Origin of the sequence: Streptomyces rubellomurinus, from assembly GCF_000961885.1 — a bacterium.
In the GTDB taxonomy this organism is placed as follows: Bacteria; Actinomycetota; Actinomycetes; order Streptomycetales; family Streptomycetaceae; genus Kitasatospora; species Kitasatospora rubellomurina.
Genome location: NZ_JZKH01000244.1, coordinates 1 through 1,176, shown reverse-complemented (window position 1 = coordinate 1,176; position 1,176 = coordinate 1). Strand labels below are relative to the sequence as shown.

Here is a 1,176-nt window from a genome sequence, read left to right as displayed (position 1 = left end):
GGTGTGGGGTGGGGGTGGCACAACGGTGGGCATGACGATCTCCTCCGTTCGGCGTTCGCGTCGGCGTCCCATCGGTGACGTCGCCGCTGTCCCCGTTCCTGTCCCGTCGCCGCGTCCGCGTCGTGGTGTGCCCCGTTGCTGTCGCACCTGGAACAGTGAGCACCGCCTGCCCGGTGGCCAGGTGGTGCGCACTATCTGGCACCAGGTCGCCTGCCCGGCCCGGTGACCGCCCGGTGACCGCGCCCTGGCCGCCGCCCGCTGCTCGCCGGTTGGTGATCACGAGGGGCTGCGGCGACGCCTGCCCCTTCTTCTTCGGCAGGACGTACCTGGACTGGAAGCTGGAGGACCCGGCCGGCCGGGGTGTCGAAGCCGTCTGCCCGATCCGTGACGGGATCGAGCAGGGCGTCCGCGGCCTGCTCACTGGCCTTGGCGTCGGGCCCGCCGCGTGAGCGGTGCCGCCACCGGGCCGGTCCGGGTGGCCGGCAGGCCGCGCGAACGCGCCGAACAGGTCCGGGAGATCTACTGGCTCGGCATCGTCGGCGGCGGCGCGACCTTCGAGGCCACCGTTCCGATCCGGTAGGCGTTCGACGCCGCCCGGCCGCCGCCCGGCCGCCCGGCCACCCGGTCGCGCTCGGCCGGGCGGGTAGAGCGCTCGGCCGGAGTCCCTCCTCGGTCACGAAGGCTTCGATCCGCTCGTCGACGGGGGAAGCCACCCGCCAACCGCTGCGCCGGTACGTCGACGTCGAGTTGCCGTACGTGCGCCGGCCCGGCCCCGCCGCTGCCCGTCCCGCCCCGGGGTGCCGGCCCGGGTGGGGTCGTAGCCGCTCAGGCCCGGGGGGTGGGGTGGGAGCGGTCGGCGAGTTTGAGGTAGATGAGGCCGGTGATGATGACGGTCAGCCACAGGGCTTTGGGTGTGGTGAGGGATTCGTTGAAGAGGGCGGGGCCCAGCAGTGCGGTGCCGACCGTGCCGATGCCCGCCCACACCGCGTAGCCGGTGGCGACGTCGATGGTGCGCAGCGCGGTGCTGAGTGTCCACAGTGTGAGGATGAAGAACGCGACGGTGGCCAGTGACCAGGCGGGGCGGGTGAAGCCGTGGGTGGCGCTGACGCACAGTGCGTAGCCGACCTCGAAGCCTCCGGCGAGCAGGAGTATCAGCCAGGGGCGGCCGCCCCGGCC

General features: G+C 73.6%; 3 protein-coding genes. 2 read left to right on the top strand and 1 reads right to left on the bottom strand.

The annotated features are described in order from the left end of the window. Nucleotides 1-269: 269 nt before the first annotated feature. Both VM95_RS37575 and VM95_RS45385 read left to right on the top strand, forming a co-directional pair. Entirely contained in the window at nt 270-449 is a 180-nt protein-coding gene (locus VM95_RS37575) for a low molecular weight phosphatase family protein (protein ID WP_425265400.1), read from the top strand. After that, nucleotides 446-580 carry a hypothetical protein gene (locus tag VM95_RS45385; protein ID WP_279616867.1) on the top strand — a complete coding sequence of 45 codons (135 nt, stop codon included), beginning with the start codon at nt 446-448 and terminating at the stop codon, nt 578-580. Before VM95_RS37575 ends, VM95_RS45385 begins: the two co-directional genes overlap by 4 nt. A gap of 245 nt (nt 581-825) precedes the next feature. Here VM95_RS45385 and VM95_RS37570 read toward each other — a convergent pair whose 3' ends face one another. Further along, entirely contained in the window at nt 826-1,155 is a 330-nt protein-coding gene (locus tag VM95_RS37570; protein WP_078861187.1) for a DMT family transporter, read from the bottom strand. Nucleotides 1,156-1,176 lie beyond the last annotated feature (21 nt).